The 21,336-nt window shown below is 66.3% G+C and carries 20 protein-coding genes and 3 pseudogenes; 11 read left to right on the top strand and 12 right to left on the bottom strand.

From position 1 onward, the window contains the following. Window positions 1-3: 3 nt before the first annotated feature. On the bottom strand, window positions 4-531 hold the full coding sequence (locus tag G6N41_RS07060; RefSeq protein WP_012395780.1) for a general stress protein: 528 nt from the start codon (window positions 529-531) through the stop codon (window positions 4-6). A gap of 231 nt (window positions 532-762) precedes the next feature. Here G6N41_RS07060 and G6N41_RS28155 point away from each other — a divergent pair. The 5 genes and pseudogenes from G6N41_RS28155 to G6N41_RS07035 all read left to right on the top strand — a co-directional run bounded on the left by G6N41_RS28155 (window position 763) and on the right by G6N41_RS07035 (window position 6,102). Then, window positions 763-1,431 (top strand): annotated as a pseudogene (locus tag G6N41_RS28155) (DUF4190 domain-containing protein). A 99-nt stretch (window positions 1,432-1,530) separates the two neighbouring features. Continuing rightward, window positions 1,531-2,838 carry a magnesium transporter MgtE N-terminal domain-containing protein gene (locus tag G6N41_RS07050; protein ID WP_012395782.1) on the top strand — a complete coding sequence of 436 codons (1,308 nt, stop codon included), beginning with the start codon at window positions 1,531-1,533 and terminating at the stop codon, window positions 2,836-2,838. Further along, a complete protein-coding gene (locus G6N41_RS07045) occupies window positions 2,835-3,365 on the top strand; it encodes a DUF1003 domain-containing protein (protein ID WP_198966966.1) in 531 nt (176 codons plus the stop codon). Before G6N41_RS07050 ends, G6N41_RS07045 begins: the two co-directional genes overlap by 4 nt. A 118-nt stretch (window positions 3,366-3,483) precedes the next feature. After that, the gene (locus tag G6N41_RS07040; RefSeq protein ID WP_038580441.1) at window positions 3,484-4,890 is read left to right on the top strand and encodes a lytic transglycosylase domain-containing protein; all 1,407 of its coding nucleotides are present in this window, start codon (window positions 3,484-3,486) and stop codon (window positions 4,888-4,890) included. Between the two features lie 51 nt (window positions 4,891-4,941). Further along, complete coding sequence (locus G6N41_RS07035; protein ID WP_198966965.1) at window positions 4,942-6,102, top strand: Mrp/NBP35 family ATP-binding protein; 1,161 nt, start codon at window positions 4,942-4,944, stop codon at window positions 6,100-6,102. A 15-nt stretch (window positions 6,103-6,117) separates the two neighbouring features. On the opposite strand, the gene tatB is transcribed toward G6N41_RS07035, so the two are convergent. The 4 genes from tatB to sigE all read right to left on the bottom strand — a co-directional run bounded on the left by tatB (window position 6,118) and on the right by sigE (window position 9,513). After that, complete coding sequence (gene tatB / locus G6N41_RS07030) at window positions 6,118-6,510, bottom strand: Sec-independent protein translocase protein TatB (protein WP_198966964.1); 393 nt, start codon at window positions 6,508-6,510, stop codon at window positions 6,118-6,120. Beyond that, window positions 6,510-8,024, bottom strand: a complete 1,515-nt coding sequence (htrA, locus tag G6N41_RS07025) for a serine protease HtrA (RefSeq protein ID WP_198966963.1) — start codon at window positions 8,022-8,024, stop codon at window positions 6,510-6,512. The genes tatB and htrA overlap by 1 nt, the downstream gene beginning before the upstream one ends. A gap of 171 nt (window positions 8,025-8,195) precedes the next feature. Continuing rightward, the gene (gene rseA / locus G6N41_RS07020; protein ID WP_011742080.1) at window positions 8,196-8,600 is read right to left on the bottom strand and encodes an anti-sigma E factor RseA; all 405 of its coding nucleotides are present in this window, start codon (window positions 8,598-8,600) and stop codon (window positions 8,196-8,198) included. A gap of 145 nt (window positions 8,601-8,745) precedes the next feature. Continuing rightward, window positions 8,746-9,513: an RNA polymerase sigma factor SigE gene (sigE, locus tag G6N41_RS07015; protein WP_198966962.1), complete on the bottom strand. Its 768-nt coding sequence runs from the start codon at window positions 9,511-9,513 to the stop codon at window positions 8,746-8,748. Between the two features lie 222 nt (window positions 9,514-9,735). Here sigE and G6N41_RS07010 point away from each other — a divergent pair, with 222 nt between their 5' ends. Next, on the top strand, window positions 9,736-10,410 hold the full coding sequence (locus G6N41_RS07010) for an O-methyltransferase (protein WP_198966961.1): 675 nt from the start codon (window positions 9,736-9,738) through the stop codon (window positions 10,408-10,410). Window positions 10,411-10,420: 10 nt separating this feature from the next. On the opposite strand, the gene G6N41_RS07005 is transcribed toward G6N41_RS07010, so the two are convergent. From G6N41_RS07005 to G6N41_RS06980, 7 genes and pseudogenes are all read right to left on the bottom strand, one after another. Beyond that, window positions 10,421-11,146, bottom strand: a complete 726-nt coding sequence (locus G6N41_RS07005) for an IS5 family transposase (RefSeq protein WP_231608868.1) — start codon at window positions 11,144-11,146, stop codon at window positions 10,421-10,423. Further along, window positions 11,118-11,291, bottom strand: a pseudogene (locus G6N41_RS28150) (transposase); the annotation flags it as partial. The pseudogene G6N41_RS28150 and the gene G6N41_RS07005, both read right to left, overlap by 29 nt. 128 nt (window positions 11,292-11,419) lie before the next feature. Next, a pseudogene (locus tag G6N41_RS07000) lies at window positions 11,420-13,607 on the bottom strand (PPE domain-containing protein). A gap of 213 nt (window positions 13,608-13,820) precedes the next feature. After that, window positions 13,821-14,396 (bottom strand): hypothetical protein, encoded by a 576-nt coding sequence (locus G6N41_RS28145; protein WP_231608534.1) that lies wholly within the window; start codon window positions 14,394-14,396, stop codon window positions 13,821-13,823. Window positions 14,397-14,406: 10 nt separating this feature from the next. Next, entirely contained in the window at window positions 14,407-14,562 is a 156-nt protein-coding gene (locus G6N41_RS06990; protein ID WP_198965232.1) for a hypothetical protein, read from the bottom strand. After that, window positions 14,538-14,819: a hypothetical protein gene (locus G6N41_RS06985; RefSeq protein ID WP_198966675.1), complete on the bottom strand. Its 282-nt coding sequence runs from the start codon at window positions 14,817-14,819 to the stop codon at window positions 14,538-14,540. Before G6N41_RS06985 ends, G6N41_RS06990 begins: the two co-directional genes overlap by 25 nt. Before the next feature lie 72 nt (window positions 14,820-14,891). Further along, window positions 14,892-15,107, bottom strand: a complete 216-nt coding sequence (locus G6N41_RS06980) for a hypothetical protein (protein WP_198968072.1) — start codon at window positions 15,105-15,107, stop codon at window positions 14,892-14,894. Between the two features lie 144 nt (window positions 15,108-15,251). Between G6N41_RS06980 and G6N41_RS06975 the strand changes: the two genes are divergently transcribed. From G6N41_RS06975 to G6N41_RS06955, 5 genes are all read left to right on the top strand, one after another. Further along, on the top strand, window positions 15,252-15,890 hold the full coding sequence (locus G6N41_RS06975) for a TetR/AcrR family transcriptional regulator (protein WP_198966960.1): 639 nt from the start codon (window positions 15,252-15,254) through the stop codon (window positions 15,888-15,890). After that, window positions 15,880-16,827, top strand: a complete 948-nt coding sequence (locus G6N41_RS06970; RefSeq protein ID WP_198966959.1) for an ABC transporter ATP-binding protein — start codon at window positions 15,880-15,882, stop codon at window positions 16,825-16,827. The genes G6N41_RS06975 and G6N41_RS06970 overlap by 11 nt, the downstream gene beginning before the upstream one ends. Further along, a complete protein-coding gene (locus G6N41_RS06965) occupies window positions 16,824-18,467 on the top strand; it encodes an ABC transporter permease (RefSeq protein WP_198966958.1) in 1,644 nt (547 codons plus the stop codon). The genes G6N41_RS06970 and G6N41_RS06965 overlap by 4 nt, the downstream gene beginning before the upstream one ends. A gap of 28 nt (window positions 18,468-18,495) precedes the next feature. Next, a complete protein-coding gene (locus tag G6N41_RS06960; protein WP_198966957.1) occupies window positions 18,496-19,170 on the top strand; it encodes a methyltransferase family protein in 675 nt (224 codons plus the stop codon). Between the two features lie 212 nt (window positions 19,171-19,382). Continuing rightward, entirely contained in the window at window positions 19,383-21,224 is a 1,842-nt protein-coding gene (locus G6N41_RS06955) for a PE family protein (protein WP_198966956.1), read from the top strand. Window positions 21,225-21,336 lie beyond the last annotated feature (112 nt).

Below are 21,336 nucleotides of genomic sequence, written 5' to 3'. Positions count from 1 at the left end.
GTGTCAGATTGCCAGGCGCGCCAGCAGATCTCGCGCCTTCTCAGCATTCTGCGGATCGCAGAGCACGTCATAGCGGCCGGCCACCAATTGCATGGTGGAGCTGAAGTCTCTGGTCCCGCGCGCCATTGCGTACGGAACCGCTGAGGTAATCAGGCCGAAGAACACCCCGGCAACCAAGCCGGTGACCAGAGCACCCCATGGGTTGGGACTGAAGAAACCGAGTACCAGGCCAATGAACAGACCCAGCCACGCTCCGCTGAGCACCCCACCGCCGAGCACCTTGGGCCAAGTCAGCCGACCGGTGACCCGCTCCACCTGCATGAGATCGACGCCGACGATCGTCACTTGGTGGACCGGGAAGTCCTGTTCAGACAGATAGTCGACCGCGCGTTGCGCCTCGGCATAGGTGGGATAGGACCCCACCGGCCAGCCCTTTGGCGGGGTGGGCAATCCAGGCACACCGCGCCGGCCCGCAGCGCCGGCGGGCGACGTTGAGCCGGGAACCTGTCCGGGCTGGAAGGGGCTAGTCATCGGTCCTCATTGGTCCTCATTGGTTCTTGTCGGTCCGTATTAGTCCTCATTTTTGTATGTCTTGGCCATCGTTTCACCTTCGGGATGTCCGTGCACGCATCGCATGACCCCGAGCAACCGGTAAACCGCCTGGACCTGGCCCATCATGCCTGGATAGGGCCCCGGGCCGGCGGCGCGGGAGGTCGCTTGACGGACACAACCCACGGCGTATAGATAGGTTAGGTTGTCACCATGACAGCACCCGGCGGCTCCTTCGACGAGGGTGCCCACGACGGCGCTGCCTCACCCCCACCCGGTGAGCAGCCTTCCGAACAACCCTTTTCCCCACCGCCCGACGCCCCCCTGGGCTGCCCCGGAAGCGGCATTACCAGCCGACGACTACCCAGCGCCGTCCTATCCGCCGCCCGCCTACCCGCCGAAGCCGGTCGGACCGGGCGGATATCCACCCGACTACGCGACCGGGTACCCACCCCCGCCCGGCTACCCACCGCCCGGGTACCCGCCCTACGGCGCGGCCGCGGGCGAGTACGGGGGCACTCCGTACCCTCCGCCCCCGCCGCCCCCCGCGCCCATGGCGGCACCTTACGGCGCGCCGCCACCTAACTACCCGCCGCCGTCCTACCCCGGCGGGTACTACCCGCCACCGGATCCGATGGCGGGTTATGGACCGGCGCTGCCGGCATGAACACCATGGCGATCGTCGCGCTGGTGTCGTCGTTGGTCGGTGTGTTCTGCTGCATCGGCTCGGGCGTGGCGATCGTGGTCGGCACCATCGCAATCAACCAGATCAAGCAAACCCGCGAAGATGGCTACGGCCTGGCGGTGGCCGGCATCGTGATCGCGGTCGCGACGCTGTTGATCTACCTGGTAGTCGGAATCTTCAGCATTCCCTCTCACTAGCGGTTCATCGGCGCGACAGCGGTCAACTAGCGACACGTTCGCGGCAATCGGCAACCCGGCTCGGCACCCCGCCGAGGGGGGCTGCCTACGCTTTCCACCATGGGATCGGTCAACAGGGTGTACGTGGCACGGCTTTCACGAATGATGGTGCTGGGGCCATTCGGGGAAACCTTCGGGCGGGTCCGCGACGTCGTGATCAGCATCAGCATCGTGCGCCAGCAACCGCGAGTGCTGGGGTTGGTCGTCGATTTGGCCACCCGTCGCAGCATCTTCATACCGATGCTGCGGGTTGCCGCAATTGAGCCGAACGCGGTGACACTGAGCACCGCGAGCGTGTCGCTGCGCCACTTCGAGCAGCGGCCGGGCGAAGTGCTGGCGATTGGCCAGGTGCTTGACACGCCGGTGCGGGTGAACGACCCCGACCTGCCGGAGCTGGCCAACGCCGACATCGTGATCACCGACCTGGGGATCGAGCAAACCCGAACACGCGACTGGATGGTCACCAGAGTCGCCGTCCGCAGCCCGCGACGGCTGGGACGCCGCGGGCCGCTACACGTCGTCGACTGGCAAAACGTGCGCGGGCTGACTCCATCGGCCCTAGCGATGCCCGATCAGGACGTTGCTCAGCTGCTCGACCAGTTCGAGGGGCGGCGGGCGGTCGACGTCGCCGACGCCATCCGCGGGCTCCCGTCGAAGCGCCGCTACGAGGTGTTCAAGGCTCTCGACGACGAGCGGTTGGCCGACATCCTGCAGGAGCTGCCCGAGCTGGATCAGGCCGAGGTGCTCTCCCAGCTGGGTACCGAGCGCGCCGCGGATGTGCTCGAGGAGATGGATCCCGACGACGCCGCGGACCTGCTCGGTGTGCTGAATCCAACCGATGCCGAGGTCTTGCTGACTCGGATGGACCCCGACGACTCCGACTCGGTGCGCCGCCTGCTGCAGCACTCTCCCGACACCGCGGGTGGGCTGATGACCTCGAATCCGGTGGTGCTGACCCCAGACACCTCGGTTGCCGAGGCGCTGGCCCGGGTGCGTGATCCGGACCTGACCCCAGCGTTGTCATCCATGGTTTTCGTGGCGCGCCCGCCCACGGCGACGCCCACCGGCCACTATGTGGGCTACGTGCATCTGCAGCGACTACTTCGCGAACCACCGGCCGAGTTGGTCGGCGGAATCGTGGATACCGACCTACTGACCCTGACACCAGAGACCCCCTTGGCCGCCGTGACCCGCTACTTCGCCGCCTACAACCTGGTGTGCGGGCCTGTGGTCGACGACCAGAACCACCTATTGGGAGCCGTCACCGTCGACGACCTGCTCGACCACTTGCTGCCCCATGACTGGCGGGTGGACGTCCAGCAGCTCGACCCCGCCGGCAGACCTGCCAGATCCGGAGGAGCCTTGTGAGCAAGACCTCAGCGGCACGACGGCTGTACACCCCTCGGACATCACGCGCCTTTGCACCGCGACTGGATCCCGAGGCGGTCGGGCGAACGACCGAGTCCATCGCACGCTTCTTCGGTACCGGGCGCTACCTGCTGGTGCAGACGCTGATCGTGGTGATCTGGATATCGCTGAACCTGTTCGCGGTCAAGCTGCGCTGGGATCCGTACCCTTTCATCCTGCTGAATCTGGCTTTCTCCACTCAGGCCTCCTATGCGGCACCGCTGATTCTGCTGGCCCAGAACCGGCAGGAGAACCGCGACCGTGTCCTGCTCGACGGTGATCGCCGCCGCGCCGCGCAGACCAAGGCCGACACCGAGTATCTGGCCCGCGAGCTGGCCGCCTTGCGCCTGGCCATCGGCGCGGTACCGACTCGGGACTATCTGCGCCACGAGCTGGACAGTCTGCGCGACCTGGTCGCGGAACTGCAGTCGGACCAACCCGATGCGGAAACCGACGGGACCGAGCGGCGGGCCAAGAAATCCCACTGAGATCCGAGTACCCCATTGCGCCACTCGCGTCACAGGAGTTATGTATGGTGATCTAGTTCACGAAGTTATCGATATGTAAGTTTCCCGACGCCATACATAAACATCGAGGACGGTCGAGGTGCGCATAGGGGGCCGCTGGGTTGCTCACCCGGCCGTCGCATCGGTGCGGCAACGAGCACTCCGTGCGAAAACGCCGGTATTCGGCATCGCCATGATCACCCCATTGGTATTCGCGGGCGCGGTCGGCGCCACGGCTCCCGCGTCATACGGGAAGACACCGGCCGTTCGGGCTGCCATCACACCGGTGGCGGCGGTGGCACCGTCGCCCGCCATCGACCTGTCCGGCCCGAGCATCGTCGCCGTCGAGCGCCCTCCGACCAACTTCCACATCGCTGCGGGCACCACCGCGGCCCCACCGCCGGCGAGAGTCGTGAATGCCCCCGGAGCCCTGGGCATTCCCATCATGGCGCTGACCGCCTATCGCAATGCCGAGCAGAAAATGGCCACCGCCGCTCCGGCCTGTGGCATCAGCTGGAACCTGCTGGCCGGCATCGGCCGCATCGAATCGATGCACGCCAACGGCGGGGCCGTTGACGAACGCGGCACCGCGGTAAACCCGATCTATGGGCCCGCCCTGGATGGCACCCTGCCCGGCAACGAAGTGATCATCCAAAGCAAGGTCGGCAACCGGGTCACCTACGCCCGGGCAATGGGCCCAATGCAGTTCCTGCCCGGCACCTGGGCGCGCTACGCCTCCGACGGCGACAGCGACGGGGTGCCCGACCCACAAAACATCTTCGACTCCACGCTGGCCGCCGCCCGGTACCTGTGCAGCGGCGGGCTGAACCTACGGGATCCAGGTCAGGTCATGGCCGCGATCTTGCGGTACAACAACTCGATGCCCTACGCACAAAACGTGCTGGGCTGGGCCGCGGCGTACGCCACCGGCGTGCTGCCCGTCGACCTGCCGCCGATTACCGGGCCGCCCCCACCGATTGGCGACGCTCACCTGGAGCATCCGGAAGGCCTCGGCCCGAATTTGCCGTTGAACGCCAACGGCTTGGGGCCCGCCGACCCGCTCTCCCACATGCCGTTGATCGACTTTGCCCCGCCGCAGATGCCGGCGCCTCCCCCGCCGATGTTCCCGTGGATGCAGCCCACGCCGCAGCCGTTGGCGCCACAGCCCGGGTGCACCCTGATCTGCGTCACCAACCCGCCCGAGGCGGTCCCGCCACCCGCTCCGATGCCGTTCGGACTCATGCCGCCACCGCCTGCCCCCGCCGCGCCGCCACCGCCAGATCCACTGGCTCCACTGGGCGCTCCCCCGGTCGGCGGTCCGCCGGCGGCTCCCGCACCCGCACCGGCTGGCCCGCCGGTACCCGGTGGTCCGGCACCGGCCGGCCCGGCACCTGCACCCGCTGGCCCGGCACCGGCACCCGGCGCACCGGCGCCGGCTGGGCCTGCCCCCACCCCCACACCCAGCGGGCCGGCTCCCGGCGAACCGGTACTCACCCCGGTCCACTGACCACTTGGCTGGCCGCAGGGCCGTAGCCGCAGCCGCATAGACTCGGCAGTGATGTCCGGAACCCCAGATAACGCCGCCGATCAGTCCTCGACAACCCAAGCCATCCGGGCCGCACTGGCCAAGGTGGTTGATCCCGAGCTGCGCCGCCCCATCACCGAACTCGGAATGGTCAAGAGCGTCGAGGTCGCCCCCGACGGCGCGGTGCACGTCGAGATCTACCTCACCACCGGTGCGTGTCCGAAAAAGACCGAAATCAGCGAGCGCGTCACCCAAGCGGTGGCCGACGTGCCCGGTACCGGGGACGTGCGGGTCAGTCTGGATGTGATGAGCGACGAGCAGCGCACCGAGTTGCGCAAGCTGCTACGCGGGGACGCGCGCGAACCGGTCATCCCGTTCGCCCAACCCAGCTCATTGGCGCGGGTATATGCGGTCGCCTCGGGCAAGGGCGGCGTGGGGAAGTCCACCGTCACCGTCAACCTGGCGGCCGCAATGGCCGCCCGCGGCCTGTCGGTGGGCGTCCTCGATGCCGATATCCACGGCCACTCCATTCCGCGGATGATGGGCACCACCGACCGGCCCACCCAGGTCGAGTCGATGATCCTGCCGCCCATCGCCCATGAGGTGCGAGTGATCTCGATCGCTCAGTTCACCCAGGAAAACACACCGGTGGTGTGGCGGGGACCGATGCTGCACCGGGCCCTGCAGCAGTTTCTGGCCGACGTGTACTGGGGCGACCTGGATGTGCTGCTGCTCGATCTGCCGCCCGGTACGGGCGATATCGCCATTTCGGTGGCTCAGCTGATCCCCAATGCTGAGATCCTGGTCATCACGACGCCGCAGCTGGCCGCTGCCGAGGTGGCCGAACGCGCCGGCAGCATCGCGCTACAAACCCGCCAGCGGATTGTCGGCGTGGTGGAGAACATGTCTGGGCTGACGCTGCCCGATGGCACCACGATGCACGTATTCGGTGAGGGCGGTGGCCGGCAAGTGGCAGAAAGGCTGACCCGCGCGGTCGGCGCCGACGTGCCGCTGCTCGGACAGATCCCGCTGGACCCGGCACTGGTGGACGCCGGGGATTCGGGAATGCCGATGGTGCTGCGCGCACCCGACTCCGCGGTGGGCAAGGAGCTGCTCAGCATCGCCGACAGCCTGGCCTCGCGACGCCGTGGGCTGACCGGCATGTCGCTGGGATTGGACCCGAAGCGGCGCTGAGCGCTCGCTTACGGTCTAGGTTGCGTCGGAATCAAACGGCGGGCGAACCGGCTCATCCGGCGCCTCCTGGGCGGATGCCACCGCATCCACGGCCGGAGTTGCAGACGCCGCCTTGTCGAAGTTCCCGGTGAAGATCGAGTAGTCGCCGTCGAGCAGGTGTTTGGTCAACGCCGCACGCGGCGTCATCCCCCGCAGCTTCTGTAACCCGCCGAGCTGCCCGCGCAGATCATCGAACTCAGGCCCCATGTCGTCGCGGAGTTGGCTGGTGACCCCGCTGAGATAGTCACGCGCCTGACGCAACGCGCCCGAACTCCAGCGGATGGCGCCCGGGAGCCGTTCCGGCCCAAGCACGACCAGCCCGACCACGACGAGCACGAGCATTTCCCCCCAGCCGATGTTGGCGAACACTAGCTGGAATCGGGGTCGGGTTTGACGGTCAGCGTGACATGGCGACCATCGCGGACGACCTCCACCGGGGCGTCTTGCCCGATGGTCAGCTGACGCACGGCGACGACGAATTCATCGGAGTCGGCAACACTGCGGTTGCCGATCTTTACGATCACGTCGTTTTCCAGGATTCCGGCCTTCTGCGCGGGGCTTCCGGCCTTTACGTTGGCCACCTGCGCACCCGAGGCAATCGCGTTGCTCACCGAGCGCGTCGTGATCCCGATCGTCGGATGCACGATCTTCCCGTCTTTGATCAGGGTTTCGGCGACGAACTTCATCTCATTGATCGGGATTGCGAAACCCAGCCCGCTGGCACTGTCCGACAGCGACTTGCCGGCGGTATTGATGCCGATCACCTGGGAGTCCATGTCGATCAGCGGACCGCCGGAGTTGCCGTGGTTGATCGAGGCATCGGTCTGGATGGCGTCGATGACCGTGTCGGTGTCGGAGCCCTCCCCCGACAGCGGGACCGGGCGATGCAGCGCACTGACAATGCCTTCGGTCACCGTGCTGCGCAAGCCCAGCGGCGCACCGACCGCCAGCACCTCATCGCCAACCCGGACCTTGTCGGAATTGCCGAGGCGGGCCACGGTCAGATTGTCGACGTTGTCGACCTTGAGTACCGCCAGGTCGGTCTTGGGGTCGCGGCCCACCAGGCTGGCCGGCACCTCCTTGCCGTCGTTGAACACCACGGTCGTCTTGAACTGGCTGGGGTTGTTGGCGGCCTCGGAGATCACGTGGTTGTTGGTGACGATGTAGCCACGCCCATCGACGATGACACCGGAACCCTGCATGCCCTCCTGGTCGCTCTTGGTCTCGATGGTTACCACCGAGTCGGCGACCGCGGCCGCCACCTTGGTGAACCGGCCCGCCGGCTCTTGGGCGTTGCCGTTGGTGGACAAGGTCACCTTCGACGTTGTGAACGCCTCGACGACTTCGGCCGTCTTGCGGCCGATGACACCGCCGAGCGCCCCGATCACCAGCGCGATCACGGCCAGCACAATCAGCGCCAGGTAGGAAACCTGGCCGCCGAACAACACGTCACGAACGCCGAGCTTGCCGGTTCGGCCCAGCGCGCCCTGCGGTAACGGCCCGGCTACCGCGGGGGTACCCAATGCTGCCGCAGCACCCGGATCGCGCCATGGGTCATCAGCCTCGTCCGCCTGGCCGCCGTCTTTCTCGGCATCCAAGGCGCCGGCGTCGATGGGGTGGCGCTGCAGCGAGTCGGCACCGCCGACGGGACGGCTGAAGGCCTCCTCCAATACCGGGTCCGCCGGTTGATCGTGGGGCTCGTACTCGGACTGGTCGCGATACCGCTGCGGGCGCACCCGCTCAGCCACAAACGATCCCTGGACCCCCGATGGACGCCCGAACGTTTGCCGCGCCGCGGAATCGACTGGTGGCCGGGAGATGGGACGGGGCGCCAGGCGGGGGCCGCCGTCTTGGCCACTGTTGTTGCCTTGGTCGGAGGTCACGTGATCCTCTTCTACATCCTCAATTGAGCGTTCGAGACGGGAGTCAACACGAGCCGTCCTATTGGCACGACGTTGTCGGTGTCCACCCTAGTATCCATGGATCCCGGCTAGTCGGCATGAACCCGCACGCAGCAACTCCCGGGCCGTGCGTATCGGCGCGCAGCTGCCAAGCTAGCGCCGCTTCCGCTGATCACGGGCCTGGCGCTCGGCGAACGAGTCGGCGAGCCCGGTGGTGTCCTCGGGGGCGCCCTCCGACGGATGATGCGGAATCTCCGACAGCATTCCCAGCAGCGCGGTTGGGATGCGGATGGGATGGGAGTCACGCAGCGCCGCCCGCGCCCGGGTGTGGTCCTCTACCTCGGCCGCGCATTGCGGACACATCGACAAATGATGCGCGGCCCGCAGGTGTGCGTTCATCCGCAGCTCACCGTCGACAAACGCCGCAATCGCCTCGATGGACAGGTGCTCGGTAGAGCGGAAGCGACGAGGCGCACCTACCGGCGCATCGCTTTGAGAAGCGAACTGAGCAGGAAGCCAAGAGAACGCGCGCCGAAACACATGCCCCCGGTCGGCCATGACCAGCTCCTTCCCGCCATCGATATACCGAATGTAGCGCGGTCCGGTGCCTGATAACCATTATTGGCCAGTAGAACCCCAGGATTTGGGATCAGTTGGCAACCATGCGGAAGCCAAACCGATGGTTCGACGCACGTTCGACGAGCTATCGGGCGGTACCGACAGGCCTCGGGCTCAGTTCGCTGTGTTCGGGATGCGCGGCGAGGTAGTCACGCAACGCCTGCCGTCCGCGGTGAATCCGGCTACGCACGGTGCCCAGCTTCACGCCCAGGGTGGCGCCGATTTCCTCGTAGGACAGACCTTCGATGTCACACAGGACGACCGCGGCGCGGAACTCAGGCGGCAGTGAATCGAGCGCCGCCTGCAAGTCGGGTCCCAGCCGTGAGTCGTGGTAGATCTGCTCGGGGTTGGGGTCGTCGGCAGGCACCCGGTCGTAGTCCTCGGGCAACGCTTCCATCCGGATGCGCGACCGGCGGCGGACCATGTCGAGAAAGAGGTTGGTAGTGATGCGGTGCAACCAGCCCTCGAAGGTGCCCGGCTGGTAGTTCTGGACGGACCGGAACACCCTGATGAACGTTTCCTGAGTGAGATCCTCAGCGTCCTGTTGATTGCCCGACAGGCGATAGGCCAGCCGGTACACCCGGTCGGCGTGCTGGCGCACCAACTCATCCCACGACGGCATCGCAGCCTTGTCACCGGTCGCATCGAATACCGCGGTGCCCAGCAACCCATCAGAGGTTTCGGCCCACTCGTCGTCGCGGACCAGTTGGGGGTGAGACATGGTCGTGGTGCTCAAGGTGGTGATGGTGTGTTCCTCCGGCATTTCCCTGCCATCAGACATCGGCAGTTCGTCACCGGCGGCAACGCGCAGTTGCCATTCTGTATTCCCGAGCCCGCGTCCTCCACGTTCCATGCCGTTAGCGTCGCGTACCGGCGTATGGGCGGCATATGAGCAAACTGAGGTTTAGCTGAGAAACCAATTCGTTACCTGCGTTATCCTGCAGTTATACACTCGTTATGAAGCTCGATTGCATCGTCAGCCTTGGGCGTGTCGGCTTGCGCGATGTCGCGACGCCACTCCTGGCAACGGGCGCGCCTGCCCGACTGCGTCGCCAATCCGACATACGCTGCGGGCATGCATGGCACCGATAGCAGCTCAGACGCCCCAGGCCAGCCGGCCCCGAGTCGAGCCGAATTGCTGTCTGCCCACGCTGAGGGATCGATCTCAGAAGACACGATCCTCAAGACCGCCAGGGACCGGGCTGTCGACATCGGCGTTGGGGCGGTAACACCCGCGGTCGGCGCGCTCTTGAGCATGCTGGCCAAGCTCAGTGGCGGCAAGGCGGTGGCGGAAGTAGGCACCGGCGCCGGTGTCAGCGGCTTGTGGTTGCTATCCGGCATGAGCGATGACGGGGTGTTGACCACGATCGACATCGAGCCCGAGCATCTGCGGGTCGCCAAGCAGGCGTTCACCGAAGCCGGTATCGGACCCTCGCGCACCCGGCTCATCAGTGGCCGCGCTCAAGAGGTGCTGACGCGACTCGCCGATGACTCTTATGACCTGGTGTTCGTTGACGCCGACCCGATCGATCAGCCCGACTATGTGGTCGAGGGTGTGCGGTTGCTGCGCTCCGGCGGGGTGATCGTGGTGCATCGGGCCGCTCTTGGCGGCCGGGCCGGCGATCCGGCCGCGCGCGACGCCGAGGTGACCGCGGTACGGGAGGCGGCACGCCTGATCGCCGAGGATGAACGGCTCACCCCGGCGCTGGTGCCGCTGGGTGACGGTGTGCTGGCCGCGGTCCTCGACTAGGTCCTGTCTGCTAATTGCGGACGCGGTGGTAGGTGATGATGGCGGCCAGGGTGACACCGCCGAGGTAGGTCAGGGCGTATTTGTCGTAGCAGGTGGCGACCGCGCGCCAGTGTTTGAGCCGGTTGAATCTTCGCTCGACGGTGTTACGGTGCTTGTAAATTCGGCCTGAGAACCCCGGAGGCCGTCCTCTGTTGCGGCCTTTGGCTTTGCGGCGGGTGATCTGGTCGCTGCGCTCGGGGATGGTATGGGCGATCTTGAGCCGGCGCAGCTGTGCCCGCGTCGAATCATGGGAGTACGCCTTGTCCGCCAGCAGGCGAAACGGGGCGTATGAGTTGCTGCACCGGGCGGCCAGCAATGGCCAAAGCATCGGATTATCACCGGCTTGACCGGCCGACAGTGCCAGGGTGACCGGACTGCACAGCTGGTCGGTCAAGGCGTGGATCTTGGTAGTCAGCCCGCCGCGGGAACGCCCAATGGCGTGGTCATCGGGCTCATCGAGATATTTCTTGTAATTCGACAGATCCCCCTGTGCGGCGCCCGGGCGCGCTCCGGCTGCGTGTTGTTGGTGCGCGCACACTGGTCGAATCGACCGACAACAGTGCGCCCAGGTCGGCGTCCTCGGCGTCGAGGTCAGAGGCGATCGCCGCGAAGATCCGCGCGTAGATGCCATCGACCGACCAGCGTAGATGCCTCTCGGCCACCGATTGCCAGGGACCGAAGTGCTCGGGCAGGTCACGCCACGGAGATCCCGTACGGTAACGCCAGATAATGCCCTCCAGAGTACGTCGATGATCGTTCCACGGCCGGCCACGCCGCCGCCCCGCAGGCAACACCGCCACGATCAGCGACCACAAATCATCAGAAATCGCATGCGTCCGCATCACCCAAACAGCATCAGCCAAAACACCATTCACATTAAGCAGACACGTTAAGCAGACACGCCCTAGTTGAGGCGGGCTTGCGGTTCTCGCCGTGAGCGCGGCGATCGACGGTCGCACCGACTAGGACGTCACGAGCGGCCGAAGAAGGCCGACTGGTAGTCGCCCGCGTTGAATCCGCCCGAGTTGTAGTGGCCCGAATTGCCGAAGCCCGAGCTATTGCTGCCCTGGTTGCCCACGCCCGTGTTGTGGTCGCCCGAGTTGAAAAGACCGGTGTTGTAGTAGCCGGTGCTGGCCAAGCCCACGACGTGGTCCCCGGAGCTCAGCCAGCCGACGTGTAGGCCGCCGTCGCCGTAGTTGAAGAAGCCGGTGTCGGTGCCACCGGCGCTGGAATTGAAGAAGCCCACGTTGTATCCACCGCCGCCTGAGTTTCCGACACCGGAGCTGTACCCCCCGGCCGACGAGTTGATCAGGCCCGAGTTGTAGCTACCGGAGTTGAAGAAGCCGGAGTTTCCGGTTCCGGAGTTACCGAAGCCGGAATTGCCGCTGTGGGTGCCTGTGCCGCCCACACCCGTGTTGACGTTGCCCGTGTTCCACAGACCGGTATTACTGTCGCCCGCATTGAAAAGTCCGGTGCTGGCGTAGCCGGCATTGAAGAAGCCAGTGTTGCCGGCCTGTCCGATGGTTCCGGCCCCAGTCACCGGGTTTGCGTCGTTGCCACCGACGTTGAAAGCGCCCGTGTTGCCGATACCCGCGTTGGCCCAACCCACGTTGGCGAAGCCCGCGTTGAACATGCCTACGTTGTGGTTGCCCGCGTTGAAAAAGCCGATGTCATGACCGAAGAGCGCGGAGGTGCCGCCGCCGGAGTTGAAGCCGCCCAGATTGCCGTTCCCCGAGTTCGCCAAGCCCAGGTTGGCGTTGCCCGCATTGAATAGGCCGTCGTTGACACTGCCCGCGTTCCACCAGCCGGTATTGGTGCTGCCGGTGTTGCCGATGCCGGTGTTGGGGCTGCCCGAGTTCACTACGCCCCAGTTGGTGCTGCCCGTGTTGGCAAGGCCCCAGTTGTCAGAGCCCGAGTTGAAAAAGCCACTGTTACCGGCGCCCGAATTGAACAAGCCAGTGTTGCCGGCGCCGGAGTTCCAGCCCCCGAAACCGATTTGGTTGTCCCCGGTCAGCCCGATACCGATATTGCCGTCGCCCGTGTTCGCCAGGCCGATGTTGCCGTTGCCGGTGTTGCCGAGACCGATGTTGAAGCTGCCGTCGTTCCCGAACCCGAGATTCCAGCCGGCACCGTTGGCGTTGAACCCGCCGATACCGATCTGATTGTCGCCGGAAAGCCCGATACCGATGTTGTTGTTGCCGACGTTGCCGAGGCCAATGTTGTTGATACCGATGTTGCCAATGCCCCAGTTATGGCTGCCGATGTTGGCGGCACCCACGTTGGACGCAGACGGGTTCCCGGCCACGGCGGTGACCAGATTCCCGTTACCGAAGCCGATGTTGCCGCTGCCGAAGTTGCCCAGACCGATGTTGAACTGTCCGATGTTGCCGGCACCCACGTTGTAGGAGGACGCCCCTGGGTAGGACGAGCCGGGGACGCCCAGAGCCGCATTTCCGTTACCGGCGCCCACGTTTGAGTTGCCGTAGTTGCCGAGACCGATGTTGCCGATGCCCCCACTGGTGGAGCTGGGACCGCTGTTGCCGCCACCGAAGTTGTAGCTGCCGAAGTTGCCGCTACCGACGTTGAAGTTCCCGATGTTGCCGATGCCGAGATTGACACCCGACAGACCCGGCAGGTTTTGCAGCGCTGTTTGCCACGGCGCCAGCGCTGCCGCTGAGGCCGAAACCCACGCGTGGTAGCCGGACATCGCAGCCACGTCCTGCGCCCACATCTGCTCGTACTGGGCTTCGACCGCCGCGATCGCCGGCGCATTGAAGCCGAACAGATTCGAGCGCACCAGCGACACGAACTGAGATCGGTTTTTTCCCACCGCGACTGGATGAATCATCGCCGCCCAGGCGGCCTCGAATGTCGACGCCACGGTCTTGGCCTGACCAGCCGCGGACTGGGCGCGGGCCGCCGCCACCGATAGCCAAGCCGAATACGGGGGCCGCGGCGGCGGTCATCGCAGCTGCCGCCGGCCCCTGCCAGGATCCGCCGACGAGCCTCGATGTCACCGACCCAAAAGAGTCGGCGGCCGAACTCAGTTCCGCCGCCAGCCCATCCCAGGCGGCCGCGGCCTGCAGCATCGGGCCGGATCCCGCCCCGGCAAAGATTCGCGCCGAGTTGATCTCCGGCGGCAATATCGAAAAGTTCACCGCTCCCCCGAACTTCGTAGACCGGCCTTCGCCGATATTGGCGATATCAAGATCGGTAACGCGAGTTACCATACCCCGCTCGGGGCGAGCTTTGGCCGCGTTTGATCAAAGTTCACCAGCCGCATTCGGGCTATTGCGACGCCGGCGATTTCCACCAGGTAGCCAGTCCCGTGATGCATCAAGTCAAGATGCCTGCGAAACCTGGTTCATGCATCACGTAAGGAATGCCCGCGAAATCGGGGTCAGGTGGTGGTCTTGCTTTTGATGCGGATGCCGGCTTTGAGGGCGGGTAGAGCGGCGGGTATGGCGGCGAGGTAGAGCTGTTCGGTCTTGTCTTTGGCGAGTCTGAGCAGGGCGGCTTGCAGGTCGGCGATCTGGCGGGCGATCGCGGCGGGGTTGAGGCTGTTGCGGTAGGTGAGCAGCTCTGTTTGTTGGGCCGCTGAGAGGACTCCGGCGGCCAGCAGCCGGTCCAGGGGTCTGGGGCTTGTCGTAGAGCCGGCGGCGGTGACCGTCGCGGCTGCAGCCGTAGCTGATGGGTTTGATGGTGGGGGTCAGGTAGTTGAGCCGGTCGTTGACCAGGTGCCACAGCCGGTTGAGCACGGCGCGTTCTTCGTCGGTGTCGTAGCGGTAGTAGAACCCGTAGCGACGCACGAGGTGGTTGTTTTTGGACTCGATGGTGGCCTGGTCGTTCTTCTTGTAGGGCCGTGAGCGGGTGAAGAAGATCTCCATGTCCGCGGCCCACTTGATGACCGCCTTATTGAGGAATTCGGTGCCGTTGTCGAAGTCCAAACCCGTTACCTTATAGGGATTTTAGTAATTCCGGTTTTGAGGGCGCCCAGGATGTGGGGTGGGCGTTGTTGCGCACCGTGCGGGTGAACACCCAGCCGATGTGCATGTCGGTGAGGTTGACCGTGCGGGCGAACTCACCTTTCAGTGTCGGGCCGCAGTGCGCCACGGTGTCGCCTTCGAAGAACCCGGAGATTCTTCGGCCTCATCGCCTGCTTTGCAGATGGTGATCGAGGACCGCAGCAGCGGGGAGGGTTTCGTCGTCGACACACCCGAGATCTGGTCGCGGGCCTTGGCGCCGCGCAGGTAGCGGTCGATCGTGGCGCTGCTCATCGCCAACAGCTCGGCACGCACCGCCGGGCCGTAACGGTCACGGCCGTCCACCAGTTCGCCGTGGCGTTCTAGAGCATCCAACTGAAGTGCCATGGAAGCGGCCAGATACCGGCCGCACTGCCCGCCTGAGGCCGCCCACACCTTCTGCAACACCTTGAGCGCATCCTAGGAGTACTTCGGATTGCGTTGCCGGCAAATCCGTTTGGCGACCTGCCGACCCGCTCCCGGCGGCGCGGCCGCCGCCCTCAACCGCCGCCTGGCGTTGTCACGCGACCAGCCGGTGACCGCCACCACCTGATCCAGAATCTGCCCCTTGTCCGCCTTCGGCGCCCCCACATACGCCCTGGCGAACTTCGCGGTGATCTCGGCCCGAGACGACATCGACAGCCCACTTCCCATGCCTGCCGAAGATCGACCGTTTCGCGGGCATTTTTACGTGATCCACCGAGGACGCTTCACGGGCATTTCTCGTGATGCTTGCCGAGTCCTTGACGACGCCCTGAACGTACGTTAAGTGTGTTGAACATGCGTTCAGTCGACTTGACTGCGGCGGCGCGCATCAGGGATGCGGCGATCGAGCAGTTCGGTCAGCACGGCTTCGGTGTCAGCCTTCGCGCCATCGCCGAAGGCGCGGGAGTGAGCGCGGCGCTGGTCATCCACCACTTCGGCTCCAAGGAGGGCCTGCGCAAGGCCTGTGACAACTACGTCGCCGAAGAGATCCGCAGCGAGAAGTTGACGGCGATGCAGTCCAACGACCCGGCCACCTGGCTCGGCCAACTTGCCCAAGTCGAGTCATACGCACCGCTGATGGCCTACCTGGTACGCAGCATGCAGTCCGGCGGCGAGCTGGCAATGATGCTGTGGCAGCAGATCATCGACAACGCCGAGGAATACCTTGCGGAGGGTGTTCGAGCCGGCACCATCAAAGCCAGCCGCGACCCGAAAGCCAGGGCGAAGTTTCTGGCCATCACCGGGGCTGGGGGGTTTCTGCTGTATCCGCAAATGCACCAGACGCCAACCGATTTGCGTGCGGTATTGCGTGACTACGCGCGGGACATGCTGCTGCCATCGCTCGAGATCTATACCGAAGGCCTGATGGCCGACAGCACCATGTACGACGCCTTCCTCGCGCAGGACAACGAAGGAGAATCTGATGGCCACTGACATCGGCTCGACACCCATCGAGATCCGGGGTCTAACCAGGAACTTCGGGTCGGTGCGCGCACTCGATGAACTGGACTTGACGGTGCGCGAGGGAGAGGTTCACGGCTTCTTGGGCCCGAACGGCGCCGGGAAGTCGACGACCATCCGCATCCTGCTGGGCCTGGTGAAGGCGGATAGCGGAAGTGTGCGCCTGTTGGGCGGCAATCCGTGGACCGACGCAGTCGAGCTGCATCGCCAGATCGCCTACGTGCCCGGTGATGTCACACTGTGGCCGTCGCTGACCGGCGGCGAGATCATTGATCTGCTCGCACGGATGCGCGGAGGTATCGATCAAGATCGTCGTGCGGAGTTGATCGAGCGCTTCGGCCTGGACCCGCACAAGAAGTCCCGAACGTACTCGAAGGGCAACCGGCAGAAGGTTTCGCTGATCTCCGCCTTTTCCTCACGGGCCCGGCTGCTGCTGTTGGACGAACCCTCCAGCGGCTTGGACCCATTGATGGAAAACGTGTTTCAGCAGTGCGTCGACGAAGCGCGCGGCAGGGGGGTGACGGTGCTGCTGTCCAGCCACATCCTGGCCGAAACCGAGGCGCTGTGTGAGCGGATAACCATCATCCGGGCCGGAAGAACCGTGGAGAGCGGTTCGCTGGCCTCCATGCGCCACCTCAGCCGCACCTCGATCAAGGCTGAAATGATCGGCGATCCAGGAGATCTCACCAGGATCCAAGGAGTCGAAGACGTCACCGTCGACGGCAACACGCTGCATGTCCAGGTCGACAGCGAGAGCCTGGGCGAGCTGGTGCGGATACTGGGCGAAGCCGGCGTACGCAGTCTCGTCAGCCAGCCACCGACTCTAGAAGAGCTGTTTCTGCGTCACTACAGCGTTGGCCCCGATGGCGAGGCCCAACACCGCAGCGGCACCGGAGTCGCAGCGCGATGAGCACCACGGTCCTGGATCGGCCAAGCCGGCCCGCACACCGCGGACCGCAACGCGCATCGGGGCTCGCCGGGACGCTCCGGCTATTGCGCCTGTACCTGCGCCGCGACCGAGTTGGGTTGCCGCTGTGGGTGATGCTGCTGTCGGTGCCGCTGGCCACGGTCTACGTCGGCAGTATTCAAGCGGTCTACCCCGACCAGGCGGCCCGCGCCGTCGCCGCGGCCGCCATCATGGCCAGCCCCGCCCAGCGCGCGCTCTACGGCCCCGTCTACAACGACAGCCTCGGTGCCGTCGGGGTCTGGAAAGCCGGGATGTTCCACACCCTCATCGCGGTGGCCGTCATCCTCACGATGATTCGTCACACCCGAGCCGACGAAGAAACCGGCCGTGCCGAACTGGTCGAGTCCACCGCGGTGGGCCGGTATGCGAATCTCACTGCCGCACTGCTGCTGTCGTTCGGCGCGTCGATCGCCACCGGTGCGATCGGCGCGGCGGGCCTACTCACCACCGACGTGCCCGCGGCCGGGTCACTGGCGTTCGGTGCCGCCCTGGCCGCCTCCGGGCTGGTCTTCACCTCCGTTGCCGCGGTTTGCGCACAGCTGTCGCCAAGTGCCCGGTCCTGCCGCAGTGCCGCGTTCGCCGTGCTGGGCACTGCATTCACCTTGCGGGCGATCGGTGATGCCGGTTCCGGCGCGCTGTCCTGGTTCTCCCCGCTGGGGTGGTCCCTGCTGGTCAGACCCTATGCAGGTGAGCGGTGGTGGGTGTTGCTGTTGCCCTTGGCGACAACGGCGGCGCTGACCGTGCTGGCCTATCGGCTGCGTGCCGGCCGCGACGTCGGCGCCGGGCTCATCGCCGAGCGCGCCGGCGCCGGAGCCGCCGCGCCCATGCTGAGCAACACGTTCGGGCTGGCCTGGCGGCTCGACCGCGGCGCACTGCTGCTGTGGACCATCGGGCTGTGCCTGTACGGCCTGGTGATGGGCAGCGTGGTGCACGGAATCGGCGATCAACTGGGCGACAACACCGCGGTGCGTGAGATCGTCACCCGGATGGGTGGCACCGCTGCGCTCGAGGAAGCCTTCGTCACGCTGGCCTTCACCCTCGTCGGCATGGTTGCCGCCGCATTTGCCATTTCGCTGACCCTGCGCTTGCATCAGGACGAGACCGGCCAGCGCGCCGAGCCGCTGCTGGCCGGATCGGTTTCCCGGACTCGTTGGCTATCAAGCCATCTGGTGATGGCACTGACCGGGTCGGCCGTGGCAACCGTGCTCTCCGGTTTGGTCGCCGGAATCGCCTATGGCATCGCGGCCGGGGATGTCGGAGCCAAACTAGCGACCGTTGTCGGCGCCGCTGCGGTACAGCTTCCCGCCGTGTGGCTGCTGGCGGCGGTAGCCGTTGGGCTATTCGGTCTGGCTCCACGATTCACGCCGGTCGTGTGGGGCGTGCTGATCGGATTCGTCGCACTGTACCTACTTGGTTCACTCGCGGGATTTCCACAGTGGCTGCTCGACCTGGAGCCGTTCGCCCACGTTCCACGAATCGGCAGTGATTTCACCGCCGTACCGCTGCTGTGGCTGCTGGCCATCGATATCACGCTGATCTTGCTGGGCGCCCTGGCTTTGCGGCGGCGCGATCTACGTTGCTGAACTAACGGCCGACCTGACTGGGAGCAAGATGAAAACCGTTGTTCGAGTGGCGCTGTCATCAATCGTCGGCCTGGTCGCGTTCGGCCTCATCGTGTTCATCCCGGCCGGCACATTCGACTATTGGCAGGCCTGGGTCTTCATGGCAGTCTTCGCCGTCGCGACGTTGGTACCCAGCATCTACCTGGGACCAACGAATCCCGCTGCGCTGCAGCGACGTATGCACGCCGGACCTCGAGCGGAAAGTCGAGGTATCCAAAAGGTCATCATCACGGCGGCATTTGTTGCGCTGTTCGCGATGGTGGCGCTCAGCGCGCTCGACCATCGATTCGGCTGGTCGTCGGTCCCGACGGCGGTGTGCCTGATCGGCGACCTGCTGATCGCGACCGGGCTAGGGATCGCGATGCTGGTGGTCATCCAGAACGGCTATGCGGCGGCGACCATCACCGTCGAATCCGATCAAAAGGTGGTATCCACCGGCCTCTACAGCCTGGTGCGACACCCAATGTATGTCGGGAATGTGATCCTGATGCTGGGCATACCCCTGGCACTGGGTTCCTACTGGGGTCCGGTGATTGTCCCGCCGAGCGTGCTGGTTCTGGCCTTTCGCATCCTCGACGAGGAGAGCGCACTGGTTGACCAACTGGACGGGTATCGCGACTACATGCAACAGGTGCGGTATCGATTACTGCCGCGGGTGTGGTAGCGAACTGGGATCAGCGCCAGGAAAGCCGCTTGCCTGCCGACAGCGCCTAACGGGCACACCCCTCCCCCAGCACACAACGACGTTTACGAAGCACCCACCCACACCCGGCGCAGCGGATATGAGTCTGGCGGAATCACCAGACCACCGTTGCAGGTCGCGCTACGTTGTTGCTCGTAGCTGGTCCGTTGCGGACCGTTCGGTGGAGGTCAGCGATGTCGTACCTGGTGGCGGTGCCCGAGATGTTGGCCTCGGCGGCATTGGATCTAGACAACATCGGTTCGACGATCACCGCGGCCAATGCGGCGGCAGCGGCGCCGACCACTGCGGTGCTGGCGGCCGGGGCCGACGAGATATCCGCGGCGGTCGCGGCGCTATTCACCGGGCACGCACAGGCCTACCAATGGCTGGGTGCCCAGGCCGGGGCTTTTCATTCCCACTTCATCCAAGCCTTGACCGGATCGGGAAGCGCGTACGCGGGCGCAGAAGCGGCCAACGCCTCGCCATTGCAGACCGCGGCACAGGAGCTGCTCGCGGTGATCAATACGCCCACCCAGACGTTGTTAGGGCGCCCGCTGATCGGCAACGGCGCTGACGGGGCCCCCGGACAAGCCGGCGGGGATGGCGGCCTGCTCTTCGGCAACGGCGGCAACGGCGGCAACGGCGGCAACGGCGGCACCAGCACCACCGCCGGCGTCGCCGGCGGCGCCGGCGGGGCGGCAGGGTTGATCGGCAACGGCGGTGGCGGCGGGGCCGGCGCCCTCGGCGGCAATGGCGGGGCCGGCGGCTGGCTCTTCGGCCAAGGTGGCGCCGGTGGCAATGGCGGCACCGCGACTCTGGCCGGAGGAGCCGGCGGGGCCGGCGGCGTCGGTGGCAGTGCGGGCCTCTGGGGAACCGGCGGGGCTGGCGGCAACGGCGGCTTTGGTGCGCTCAACCTGGCCGGCGACGGCGGGGCCGGCGCGGGTGGCGGTGACGGCGGTCGCGGTGGATGGCTGTATGGCAACGGCGGAACCGGCGGAACCGGCGGAACCGGCGGAACCGGCGGGATCGGCGGGATCGGATTACAAGGTGCCAGCGTCGGCGACGGAGGGGCCGGCGGCGGCACCGGGCTATGGGGTACCGGCGGCGCCGGCGGCAACGGCGGCACCGGCGGCATCGGTCTGGATGGCGTTGCCGGCCACATCGGCGGTGGCAACGCCGGCAACGCAGGCAATGGCGGCACCGGCGGCAGCGGCGGGCTGCTGATCGGCAACGGCGGCGATGGTGGCCACGGCGGCACCGGCGGCGGCGGTCGCGGCATCAACGGCGGCGACGGCGGCCACGGAGGCGATGGCGGCACCGGCGGCGCCGCCGGTAGCGCAGGGCTGCTGTCCGGAGACGGCGGTACCGGAGGACACGGCGGCGCCGGCTTCGGCGGGGGCAATGGCAGCGACAGCCCCCAAGGCGGCCAGGGCGGCAATGCCGGTGTCGCAGGTAATGGCGGCGCCGGGGGCAGTGCGGCGATGCTCTTTGGCAACGGAGGGGCTGGTGGCAACGGTGGCTCCGGCCGCGGCGGCGGCCACGGCGGCAACTCCACCGCTTCTGTGCCCGGCGGCATTGGCGGCGATGCCGGTGCCGGCGGCACCGGAGGTTCCGCCGGGAAGTCCGGGCTGTTGTTCGGCGCCGGCGGGGCCGGCGGGCAGGGTGGCAGTGGCGGCACCGGCGGAGACGGCGGTAACAACATCATCGGCGCCAACGTCGGCGGAGACGGCGGTGCGGGGGGCGCCGGCGGCCTGGGCGGCAACGGCACCGACGGTGGCTGGCTGTCCGGCAACGGCGGCGACGGCGGCGCAGGCGGGCAAGGCGGCGAAGGAGGGCACGGTGGTAGCCCCGGCGGATTCGACGGCAAGTCAGGAGTCGGCGGCGACGGGGGCGACGGCGGCAACGCCCAAATCATCGGCAACGGCGGCAACGGCGGCAACGGTGGCAACGGCGGCAACGGCAGTACCGACGGCGAAGGCGGGCAAGGCGGCGCAGCAGGGCTGTTGTTCGGCCAACCCGGTTCTATGGGGACCTAGCCACCAGTTCCCTCGGCGAGCAGACACAAAATCGCCCATTTTCGCCCCGGCCAATGCGATGTTGTGTCTGCTCGCGGTGGTGAGCCGCCGGGCAGCGGGAACTTTGCCGGCA

Origin of the sequence: Mycobacterium shottsii (assembly GCF_010728525.1) — a bacterium.
GTDB lineage: Bacteria > Actinomycetota > Actinomycetes > Mycobacteriales > Mycobacteriaceae > Mycobacterium > Mycobacterium marinum.
Note: the sequence above shows the minus strand (reverse complement) of the source record. Positions and strands in the feature narration are given on the sequence as shown.